The sequence below is a fragment of the Desulfovibrio sp. ZJ369 genome, assembly GCF_011039085.1.
Taxonomy (GTDB): Bacteria; Desulfobacterota; Desulfovibrionia; order Desulfovibrionales; family Desulfovibrionaceae; genus Desulfovibrio.
On record NZ_JAAKEI010000018.1, the window covers coordinates 39,165 to 49,086 of the forward strand.

The 9,922-nt window shown below is 63.0% G+C and carries 8 protein-coding genes; 3 read left to right on the forward strand and 5 right to left on the reverse strand.

Annotated features, from left to right (window positions below; translation table 11 throughout):
* Nucleotides 1-156 precede the first annotated feature (156 nt).
* The 5 genes from G7Y51_RS07790 to G7Y51_RS07810 all read right to left on the reverse strand — a co-directional run bounded on the left by G7Y51_RS07790 (nt 157) and on the right by G7Y51_RS07810 (nt 5,982).
* Nucleotides 157-1,857 (reverse strand): cation:proton antiporter, encoded by a 1,701-nt coding sequence (locus G7Y51_RS07790; RefSeq protein WP_165176210.1) that lies wholly within the window; start codon nt 1,855-1,857, stop codon nt 157-159.
* 4 nt (nt 1,858-1,861) lie between these two features.
* Entirely contained in the window at nt 1,862-2,281 is a 420-nt protein-coding gene (locus G7Y51_RS07795) for a secondary thiamine-phosphate synthase enzyme YjbQ (protein ID WP_165176212.1), read from the reverse strand.
* A gap of 142 nt (nt 2,282-2,423) precedes the next feature.
* Nucleotides 2,424-3,116: a class I SAM-dependent methyltransferase gene (locus G7Y51_RS07800; protein ID WP_165176215.1), complete on the reverse strand. Its 693-nt coding sequence runs from the start codon at nt 3,114-3,116 to the stop codon at nt 2,424-2,426.
* A gap of 326 nt (nt 3,117-3,442) precedes the next feature.
* Nucleotides 3,443-4,798 (reverse strand): homoserine dehydrogenase, encoded by a 1,356-nt coding sequence (locus G7Y51_RS07805; protein WP_165176218.1) that lies wholly within the window; start codon nt 4,796-4,798, stop codon nt 3,443-3,445.
* On the reverse strand, nt 4,795-5,982 hold the full coding sequence (locus tag G7Y51_RS07810) for an aminotransferase class I/II-fold pyridoxal phosphate-dependent enzyme (RefSeq protein ID WP_165066141.1): 1,188 nt from the start codon (nt 5,980-5,982) through the stop codon (nt 4,795-4,797). Before G7Y51_RS07810 ends, G7Y51_RS07805 begins: the two co-directional genes overlap by 4 nt.
* 294 nt (nt 5,983-6,276) lie before the next feature.
* Here G7Y51_RS07810 and mtnA point away from each other — a divergent pair, with 294 nt between their 5' ends.
* The 3 genes from mtnA to G7Y51_RS07825 are packed head-to-tail and all read left to right on the forward strand — an operon-like array spanning nt 6,277 to nt 9,729.
* Nucleotides 6,277-7,326: an S-methyl-5-thioribose-1-phosphate isomerase gene (mtnA, locus tag G7Y51_RS07815; RefSeq protein ID WP_165176221.1), complete on the forward strand. Its 1,050-nt coding sequence runs from the start codon at nt 6,277-6,279 to the stop codon at nt 7,324-7,326.
* Between the two features lie 41 nt (nt 7,327-7,367).
* Entirely contained in the window at nt 7,368-9,305 is a 1,938-nt protein-coding gene (locus G7Y51_RS07820) for a TIGR04326 family surface carbohydrate biosynthesis protein (RefSeq protein ID WP_165176223.1), read from the forward strand.
* 7 nt (nt 9,306-9,312) lie between these two features.
* Nucleotides 9,313-9,729 (forward strand): C-GCAxxG-C-C family protein, encoded by a 417-nt coding sequence (locus G7Y51_RS07825; protein ID WP_165066152.1) that lies wholly within the window; start codon nt 9,313-9,315, stop codon nt 9,727-9,729.
* The last annotated feature ends 193 nt before the right edge of the window (nt 9,730-9,922 follow it).

A 9,922-nucleotide genomic window follows, 5' to 3' on the forward strand; every position in this document is an offset into this window, starting at 1 on the left:
GCTAAACGCTCTAGCGCATTTTGCTTTTGAAATTATTCAATTTCAAAAGCGGCGCTGCCATCATTTCGCCTGAAAAGCGTGGTTTTCAGGCTCATTCGGCGCGGGCGTCCGCTCCGCGGCCGCCAGAGCGGTTGCCGTTTTCAACAGCAAACCGCTCTAATCCAGCTTTTCGCGCAGGCGGGCCAGCTCCGTCTGCACATAGGCGTCCGGGGCTCCGAGATCGCGCAGCAAAAATTCGGACATGGTCAGGGCCACCTCGCGCTCGCCGCTGAACACCTCGGTGACGCCCATTTTCCGCAGGGCGCGGGCCTCATTCACAAAAGCCGTGTGCACCAGAATACGGATGCCGGGATTGAGCGAGCGGGCAATGGGCGTCACCTCGCGGGCCGGGATGCCCGGCGTGGTCAGCAACAGCGCTTCGGCATGTTCCAGCCCGGCCTCGCGCAGCACTTCAGCCTGCCCGGCGTCGCCGTGCACAGCGGGCCGGCCCTCTTCTCGCAGCATGCGCGCCGTGTCGATGTTGTTCTCCACCACCACCGGCGTGATCCCGTTATGGATCAGGATGCGGCAGAGATTGCGGCCCACCGGGCCGTAGCCCACGACCACCACGCGGGGCGTTGACGCATCCTCGGCCGGGAGGGATTGCGGCGGCAGGGGCGACTGCGACAGAAAAGCCGGGCCGTGTTTTTCCAGCCAGCGGGCCATGCCCTTGATGCGGCGGTACAACAGCGGATTGAGCGTAATGGAAATAATGGCCGCCGGAATGATCGCATTGTTCACGGCAGTGCCGAACAGGCCCTCGCTGATCCCGAGCGCGGCCAGAATAAAAGAAAACTCGCCGATCTGCCCCAGGGCCACGGCCACGGAGAGGCTCAGGCGCAACGGTTGTTTGAATGCCGTGGTCATGATCAGCGCGGCCAGGGGTTTGATCAGGATAATGATCCCCAGGGTGACCAGCATCAGGGGCCAGTCGCTGAGCAGCGTCACCGGATCGAAAAGCATGCCCACGGAAACGAAAAAAAGCACGGCGAACGCGTCGCGCAAAGGCAGGGCCTCGGCCGCGGCGCGGGCGCTGAAGTCGGACTGGCCCACCACCATGCCCGCCAGAAACGCGCCCAGCGCCATGGACGCATCGAAAAAGAGCGCCGCAGCCACGGCAATGCCCAGGGCCAGGGCGATGACGGCCAGGGTAAAGAGATCGCGCGCGCCGGAGCGCGCCACATAGCCCAGAAAAATCGGGATCAGCTTCTGCCCCACCACCAGGGTGAATGCCGACAGCGCGGCCAGCTTCAGCAGGGTCAGGCCCAGGGCCGTCCAGAAATTGCCGCCGGGCGAGAGCACAGCGGGCAGGAGCACCAGCAGGAGGATGGTGAAAAGATCCTCCACCACCAGCCAGCCCAGAGCCACATGCCCGGTGCGGGTATGCAGGGCGTGGTTGTCCGAAAGCACGCGGGTCAGCACAACAGTGCTGGCCACGGAAATGGACATGCCGAACACTGCTCCGGCCAGGGGCGAAAAGCCGAACAGGGACAGGATGCCCATGCTCGCCAAGGTGGTCAGCGCGATCTGGGCCAGGGCCCCGCTCAAGGCGATCGCGCGCACGGCCAGCAAATCCTTGAGGTGAAAATGCAGGCCGACGCCGAACATCAGGAGAATAACCCCGATCTCCGCGCATTGCCGGGCCGTGGCCGCGTCAGCCACAAAACCCGGCGAGTGCGGCCCCACGATCATCCCGGCCAGCAAATAGCCCACCAGGGGGGAAAGACGCAGTTTCTGGGTGATGAAACCCAGCACCAGGGCCGCGGAAAGGCCGCCGGCCAGGGTCAGGATCAGGGTCAGTTCATGGGGGGCGCTCATGCTCTCAGATCTCTTCCGCGCCGGGCAGCCATTGCAGCCAGAGGGAACGGCGGCGCGGCCCGTCGCCCTCGCACAGATAGACCGCCTGCCAGGTTCCCAGACAGAGCCGGCCGTCCTCCACCAGAAGCAGCAGGGACGAGCCGTGCAGCGAGGCTTTGATGTGGGCGTCGCTGTTGCCTTCGGCGTGGCGATAATTGCCGTCTTCCGGCACAAGGCGGCTGAAAGACGCCAGCATGTCGCGCCTGACGTCCGGATCCGCGCCCTCGTTGACGGTCAGGCCGCAGGTGGTGTGCGGGCAGAACAGGACCAGCGCGCCGTGCAGCCAGGCGCGCTCCTCGGCCATGCGGGCCGCAAAGGCGCGCAGTTGCGGCGTGATGTCGCACAGTTCGCAGCGGCTGCGGGTGGCAAATTCAAGCGTATGCATGGCTCTTCCTCAACGTCTGTATTCCAATAACGTGGAATGCGCCATGCGGTCCAGCCCTTCCCGCCGCCCGGCCGGGCTTTATGTAAACAAAAAGCCGAAATGCGAGAAAGGCGTGAAATCGCGGGGGCGTTGAAAAACCTGATTAGCCTTTGCGGATTCTGTCACAGCAAGGGAAACTGATAAATCTGCCTTTGATATAGGCTCCGCGAGATAAGAAATAAGCAAGCAATTCCTTATTTGGAAAAAAATCCAAAAATGTGTGTTTGCCACGCGCCTTATTGAGTTCAAAAAAAAGACGCACATTAGGTGTGCAATATTGCAGAAGATCTTTAAGAAAGTAATCCCACTCTGGCACGTCCCACGAAGCAAGGGAGCCATCGTCGGAAACTTTTGTGTTAAAGCAAGTCCATCTGGCAATCACAAGATCAAAGGCAACCTTAAAGCACGGCAAAGGCTCAAAGGGCTGGATGCGGTGAACAATGCGTTTTATGCCGAGTGCGGTAGTGAACTCTTTATATATCTTGGGGGCATCACTGTAGGGTATATCCAGCCCATAGGCTTCGTGCCCGAAAAGATTGAACAAATGAGGCGTATACCCGGGGCCTGTTCCGATATCCAGCACGCATAACTTTTTCTCCCCGAGTATTTCTTCGAGGAGGCCGAACTTTCCCATGGCGCTGATGAATCCCGGTAGAAAACGCTCATAGTCCGCATACTTGATGGGGCCGAGCTCTCCCGGCTCGGGCGAGTAAGCGGCCCTTGCTTTCATGAAGGCAGGATTAGCCTCCAAAGCTGTTTTCTGTATCTTCAGAAGCGCCTGTATAAGAAGTTTCACAGGATCCTCCCGGCATTTCTCAAGGAGAGAGAAGATACGTTGAGCACATTTCTGAAAAATGTAAAGAGCATATCCGCCGCACCGTCAGGAAGGCGCACCCCCGGCTTGACAGCAGAAGCCCGAATCCGGCTCCAGGCAAGGACTGAACCCGGTTTACGCGCCGGGCATCCCCGCGAGAAAGATACCGTTTGCGCTGTAAGGCTCCTGCCCAGAAATGTACAACAATTCGTCCTTTCGAAAAAAGCTCCGTCTATGGCTTTTTCGAGCCCCGGGTCGCGGCGGATACTCATGCCGGGATACGAGCCACCCGGATTTTGCAGGGCCACCTACAACACCCTGAAATACACTGCCGGCTCCCTGAGCAGCCCCGCGTCCACAGCGCGCTGGAGCGCGTCGCTCATGGCCCGTGCTGTGGTTTCATGGGTCATGAAGACCAGGGGCACGCCCTGGCCCTCGTCCGCTTTCTGGATCATCTGGGCCACGCTGATGCCCTCGGCGGCCATGCAGCCGGAAATATCCCGCAGCACGCCGGGCGCGTCCCGGACCATGACCCGCACATAATAGCAGGAACGCCATTCCTCAGGCGGCACAATGGCGGCCTTGGGCAGTTCCCTGCCCACAAATCCCGTGTTGTTGGGCCGCTCCTCGCGGGCCACGGCCATCAGGTCGGCCAGCACGGCCCCGGCCGTGGGCAGATCCCCGGCCCCGCGCCCGTGGAAGAAGAGCGAACCCGCGGCATTGGCCTCCACGCGCGCGGCATTGTACACGCCGCCCACGCGGGCCAGCAAAAAGGTGTGGTGCACCAGAGCCGGAAAGACCCCTGCCTCCAGGCGCACCGGGCGGTCGGCGGCGTCGCCCGCGCACTCCCTGCCGTCCTTTTTTGCCTCGGGGCAGGGCACTTCGCGCACCTGACCGATGAGCTTGACGCGGTAGCCAAATTCGCGCGCCAGACGGATATCCAGACCCGAAAGGCCCCTGATGCCGCGCACGGACAAGGCCGTATACGGATAATTGACCCCGTAGGCCAGCCGGATCAGCAGGATCAGCTTGTGCGCCGCGTCATGGCCGTCAATGTCCAGCGTGGGATCGGCCTCGGCATAGCCCAGCTCCTGCGCCTGCTTCAGGGCCACATCGAAATCCAGGCCGTTGGAGGTCATTTCCGAGAGGATATAATTGCTGGTGCCGTTCAGAATGCCCATGAGCGAGGAAATGCGGTTGCCGGTCAGGCTTTCCTTCAGGGCCTGCACAATGGGGATGGCCCCGGCCACGCTGGCCTCATACCGCAAAATGCGCTTTTTGCGCTCGGCCTTTTGAAAGAGAGCCAGACCCTCCTCGGCCAGCAGGGCCTTGTTGGCCGTGACAATATGCTTGCCCTGATCCAGGGCGCGGTCGATGAGCGCGCGGGCCCGGTCAATGCCGCCGATCAGCTCCACCAGCACGTCGATGCCCGGATCGTCGGTGAGCGCCGCGGGATCCGTGGTCAGTTCCGCGCCCGCGGGCAGGGGCACGCTGCGGGCCTTTTGCGCGTCGCGCACCAGCACGCGCCTGACCACGATGTCACGGCCCGTGCGCCTGCGGATGATGTCCGCGTTTTCCTTGAGCAGGCGCGCCAGGCCGCCGCCCACCGTGCCGAAACCGGCCAGGCCGGCCACCAGGGGTTTGCTTTCGTTGGCTTTGCTCATGCCTGCTCCGGCGCGCCCGAGAGCAGGCGGCGCATGTTGCTCACGGCCTGCCGGGTGCGATGTTCGTTTTCAATAAGCGCGAAGCGCACATACTCATCACCGCAGGAGCCGAAGCCCAGGCCCGGCGACACGGCCACATGCGCCTCGGTCAGCAGCAGCTTGGAAAATTCCACGGAGCCCATTTTGCGGAAAGCTTCGGGGATCCGCGCCCAGACAAACATGGTGGCCCTGGGCGCGGGGACCTCCCAGCCGATGCGCTTCAGGCCCTCAATGAGCCGGTCGCGGCGCTCGCGGTAAATGTCGCAAATCTCCTGCACGCAGTGATCAGGCCCGTTGAGAGCCACGGTGGAGGCGATCTGGATCGGCTGGAAGATGCCGTAATCCAGATAGCTCTTGATCCGGGCCAGGGCGTGCACCAGACGCTTGTTGCCCAGACAGAAGCCCACCCGCCAGCCGGGCATGGAATAGCTTTTGGACAGGGTGTAAAATTCCACGCCCACATCCCTGGCCCCTTTGGCCTGCAAAAAGCTGGGCGCTTTGTAGCCGTCAAAAACCAAATCCGCATAGGCCAGATCGTGAATGACCCACAGGCCGTTTTCTCTGGCGAAATCCGCCACCTTCTGAAAAAAGGCCAAATCCGTCACTTCCGTGGTGGGATTATGCGGATAGCACAAAAAAAGAATCTTGGGCTTGGGCCACGCCTGCCGCGTGGCGGCCGTGAGATCCTCAAAAAAATCGCGGCCGGGCCCGATGGGCACGCTGCGCACGTCGCCGCCCGCAATGACCGGCGCGTATTTGTGAATGGGATAGGTGGGGTCCGGCGCCAGGACCACATCCCCGGGCGAAAGCATGGCCAGGGAAAGGTGCGCAAGGCCCTCCTTGGAACCCATGGTCACAATGGCCTCGCTTTCCGGATCCAGTTCCACGCCATAGAGCCGGGCATAGCGATCGCAGATCGCCTTGCGCAGGTTGGGAATGCCCCTGGAGAGCGAGTAACGGTGATTTACGGGCTTTTGGGCCGCCTCGACCAGTTTTTCCACAATGGGCGCGGGCGTGGGAATGTCCGGATTGCCCATGCTGAAATCCACAATGTCGACATTCTGGCGACGCAGCCGCATCTTCAGTTCGCCGACAACCGCGAACACATACGGGGGCAGACGCTGGATACGCGAAAACTCTTCCATCCTCTCCTCTCCTTGCTCGGATCAGGGCCGGGGAAAGCGCGCTCGGCGCGCGGCATGGGATAGCATAGACGGCTCTGCGCCTTCTTGTAAAGAATTTTGCCGGAACAGCCGCAAGCTTGCCGCCGCTTTTGCAATTCAAGGCATTGTCATGTATTGGCAAAAAACGCCTGCCACGACGCCCCCCCGGAACATGTGCCGGCGGCTTGCGCGCCGGGAACGCATTTTTGTCCGCAGAGCGTTTTGCGCATGAAATCAGCTGAATGCTCTGCAAATACACGGAAAACAGGAGCTTGCATGGACGATCACATTCGTTTTGATCCCGAGGCGCTCACCTTGCATCTGCTGGATCAGCGCCTTTTGCCCGATCAGGAGGTTCATGTGTCCTGCCGCACAGTACAGGATGTGATTGCCGCTCTGCAAAACATGGTGGTGCGCGGGGCCCCGGCCATTGGCGTCACCGCTGCCTGGGGCTGCGCGCTGGCCGCGGCCGGGGCCGGGAATGGCCCGGACTGGCGGGATCGTCTGGAAACCGGCCTGGAAACTCTCGCCCGGGCCCGCCCCACGGCCGTCAATCTGCGCTGGGCCGTGGATCGCCTGCGCGGCTTGTGGCGGGCGCGCCGGGACGCCGATCAACCGGCCCTCCTGGCCCTGTTTCTTGACGAGGCCAGGCGCATGCAGGAGGAAGACGTGGCCGCCTGCAAGGCTCTGGGCCGTTTCGGCGCGGACTGCCTCCAGGACGGCGACAGCGTGCTCACTCACTGCAATGCCGGAGCCCTGGCCACAGCCGGATACGGCACGGCCCTGGGGGTGATACGCGCCGCCGTGGAACAGGGCAAACGGATCCGGGTCATTGCCGATGAGACCCGGCCTTTTTTACAAGGCGCGCGGCTCACGGCCTGGGAACTGGCCCGCGACAACATCCCTGTCCGCGTGGCCTGCGACAATGCCTGCGCCCTGCTGATGCAAAAGGGCCTGGTGCAACGCGTGGTGGTGGGCGCGGATCGCATTGCGGCCAACGGCGACGCCGCCAATAAAATCGGCACCCTGGGCGTGGCGATCCTGGCGCGGCATTTTGGGATTCCCTTTTATGTGGCCGCGCCGCTTTCGACCATTGACCCGGCGGCCGCCAACGGCGCGGCCATCCCCATTGAAGAGCGCCCGGCGGGCGAAGTGACGCATATGGGCGGGCGGCGCATCTGCCCGGAGAGCGTGCCGGTTTACAACTTTGCCTTTGACGTGACCCCGGCCGCCCTGATCGCCGGGATCATCACCGAGCGGGGCGTGCTCAGGCCGCCCCTGGGCCCGGCCATTGCCCACATCCTCGCGTCGTGCCGGGAGGTGTGAAATTTTTCCCTGGCAGGACAATTGCAACACGAGGCACAGGCATGAAGGAACTGATTCTTCTGGCGGACAGAGCCACACTGCCCGCGGATCTGGAACAGACAGGCTCCACGCGGGCGTCCGGGGCCGAGGAAACCGCGCGTGTGGTGGCGTACTGGAACAGGTGGGACGCGCCCGAAGGCGGCATCTCGCTGCCCGCCCGGCTGTATGCCGAGCTGACGCGGATCCGCGCCGAGCACATGGCCTGGGCCTATGATCTGGGCCGCTTGCGCGTGGGCGGGCGCGAGGTGCAGGAGCAGCTCAAGGCCGGAGAGAATCTTTCCATGTGGTGGTGCTCCCTGCTCTACGAGCGCCACCCCAAAATGACGCCCAATCTCTACGCCGTGTATAAATTGCGGGCCCTGGAACGCCTTATGGACGCCGAAGGCTTCACGGTCCTGCGACTCTGCGGCGGCGACGCGCTTTTGCGGCAGACCCTGGCCGCATTCTGCGCGGCATCGGGCCGCCTGTTCGTGGAGTTTCATGAGCCGGGCAGCGGCCGCAAAGCCGCGCAAAGCCCGCTCAGGCGGCTGTATGCGGCCTGCCCCGCGCCACTCAGGGCCGCGGCCCGCTATGTCCACTGGTGGTGGACCGTCCGGCGCAAGCTGCCCTGGCGCGGCATCCCCCCCCTGCCCTCTGGCGCGGAATCCCCGGCCACCATTGTCAGCTATTTTCCCAATGTGGACATGCGCGCCGCGGAGATCGGGCGTTTTCGCTCCCGCTACTGGGAAAGCCTGCATGACGCGCTGGAGGCCGCGGCCCGGCGCGAAGGCGGCCCGCAAGGGCAGTTCGTGCGCTGGCTGTTCATTCGTTTTCCCGCGCCGCAGCTTTCTTTCCGGCAATGCCTGCGCCTGCGCGATCGCTTCCGTCAGGAGCACAGGGACGGCGCGTCCTTTCATTATCTGGAGGAATTTCTGCGCCACCGGGATCTCTGGGCCGCGCTCCGGCGGCATCTGCGCCTCAGCCTGTCAAGCCTGCGCTTGCAGAAAAAAGTCCGCCCGGCCTTTTGCTTTGCCGGTTCGCGGCTCAATTTCTGGGAGTACCTGGGGCCCTGCTGGGCGGAATCCTTCCGGGGCTGGCGCGGTTTGGAGCGCTGCCTGCAATACCGGGCCTTCAAAAGCTATGCGCAGTGCGCCGGGCCGCAGCGCTGGACGCTTTTCCCCCTGGAAAACTGCCCCTGGGAACGGATGCTGACCCAGACCACCCACGACGCCCGCCTGGGCCCTGTCTACGGCGCGCAGCATTCGGTGATCCGGCCCACGGACTTTCGCTATTTTGACGATCCGCGCACCTTCAGCGCCGCGGATTGCGCGCTGTTCCAGCCGGATCTGATCCGGGGCAACGGCCAATCCGCCTGCCGCCAATGGCTGGATGCGGGCATGCCGCCCCAACGCCTTGGCCAGGTGGAAGCCCTGCGCTATCTCTATCTGGCGCATACGCCCGCCACAAAGGAACCGGCGGCGGCGCCACGCCGCCTTCTGGTTGTGACCAGCTTTTTCAGGGACGAGACAGAGGCCCACCTGGCCCTGCTGGCCCGCGCCCTGCATGCGGGCCTGCTGGACGGCTATGCGCTGGCGGTCAAGCCGCATCCCTACCTGCCGGTGCAGGAACGGCTGCGCGCCCTGCTGGGCCGCAGAGCCGGGGAAGTGCGCCTGACTGACGGAGCCATTGCCGGGGAATTGCGGCCCGGCACGCTGGTCTGGGCTTCCAATTCCACCACCGTGGCTCTGGAGGCCGCGCTCAAGGGCCTGCCGGTCATGGTCATGTTGCCCGTGGATGACTTTGATCTCTGCCCGCTGCAGGACGTGCCCCATCTGCCGCGCACGGGCACGCTGCAAGACGTGCGGCAGGCCCTGGCGGCCGCCGCGCCCCTGGATCTGCCGCCGGACTACCTGGATCTGGATCCGGCCCTGCCGCGCTGGAAACACTTGCTTGGACTGTGAGGAAAAGATGGACGCACGCGAACAAATCACGGACTGGGTGCATCACTGCTATTGGGACAAGGACATCAACTGCGCGCGCACCACGCTGTTTTGCCTGAGCCAGCTGTGCCGCCTGCCCCTGCACCCCCAGATTTCGCAGGCGGCCGTGGGCCTGAACGGCGCGGGGCGCATGGGAGGTCAATGCGGCCTGCTGGAAGGCGCACTGCTTTTTCTGGGCATCCGGGGCGCGGCATCGGGCAAAACCGACAAGGAAATTGTCAGCCTCTGCGGGCAGTATGCCACGGCCTTTCAACAACGCTTTGGCGGCATCACTTGCCGCCAACTGCGGCCCGGCGGCTTTCGCAAGGACGATCCCCCGCACCTCTGCGAGGCTATCACGGTGGACGCGATCTGTTTTGCCTGGGATTTTCTGCGCGCCGCGTAGGCGCAGGCGAATTTCCTTGCGCCGTTACGCGCCGGGGCAGGCACGCTTATTTTTTTAATTATTTTTTAGAGCAATTTGACTTTTATTTTATTTAGAAATCGTTTAGATTGCAGAGATGAAATTTGCATCTGAAGAAATCCGAACCAAGGCTGTTCATGCGTATCTTGATGGAAAAGCAACAGCCAGGCAATTG

Bases quoted from the DNA above. Each gene is read 5' to 3' on its own strand.
- G7Y51_RS07790 (WP_165176210.1), bottom strand. From the start codon at position 1,857: ATGAGCGCCCCCCATGAACTGACCCTGATCCTGACCCTGGCCGGCGGC.
- mtnA (WP_165176221.1), top strand. From the start codon at position 6,277: ATGGACGATCACATTCGTTTTGATCCCGAGGCGCTCACCTTGCATCTG.
- G7Y51_RS07805 (WP_165176218.1), bottom strand. From the start codon at position 4,798: ATGAGCAAAGCCAACGAAAGCAAACCCCTGGTGGCCGGCCTGGCCGGT.
- G7Y51_RS07825 (WP_165066152.1), top strand. From the start codon at position 9,313: ATGGACGCACGCGAACAAATCACGGACTGGGTGCATCACTGCTATTGG.
- G7Y51_RS07820 (WP_165176223.1), top strand. From the start codon at position 7,368: ATGAAGGAACTGATTCTTCTGGCGGACAGAGCCACACTGCCCGCGGAT.
- G7Y51_RS07795 (WP_165176212.1), bottom strand. From the start codon at position 2,281: ATGCATACGCTTGAATTTGCCACCCGCAGCCGCTGCGAACTGTGCGAC.
- G7Y51_RS07810 (WP_165066141.1), bottom strand. From the start codon at position 5,982: ATGGAAGAGTTTTCGCGTATCCAGCGTCTGCCCCCGTATGTGTTCGCG.